At 33.5% G+C, this 355-nt stretch carries 1 pseudogene; it reads left to right on the top strand.

Annotated elements, in window-relative coordinates:
• Positions 1–355 (top strand): annotated as a pseudogene (locus FOF46_RS32185) (hypothetical protein); the annotation flags it as partial.

The following is a 355-nucleotide window of genomic DNA, read 5'->3' as shown; positions in this document are numbered from 1 at the left end:
AAAACCATGCAAAAAGTATAATTAATAAAGGGTTTCCCGAGGTTGGGTATAATTTCCCTATGATTATTGATACCGAATTCGATCAGAATACCAATTATGAAAAATTCGAGGGGATCTTTAATAGTTTTGACGGAACCAATTATGTGCGAAATAACAAAACCATTGAGGATGGCGAAGAGATTATCTATAACAGGAACGTAATTACTCCTTATCCATATATTCAGGAAATATTAAAAGTAGGATTTGAACATGCTGGATTGTCTTATGCAGGTGATTTTTTTAGTGATCCTATTAATAGTAAACTGATTTGGGATACAGGGATGTTTTTAGAACAAACGTTTTCTCCGTTACCTCC

The sequence above is a fragment of the Aquimarina algiphila genome (genome assembly GCF_007489275.1).
Lineage (GTDB): Bacteria > Bacteroidota > Bacteroidia > Flavobacteriales > Flavobacteriaceae > Aquimarina > Aquimarina algiphila.
The sequence above is the reverse complement of the archived record's forward strand: the minus strand, read 5'-3'. Positions and strand labels throughout refer to the sequence as shown.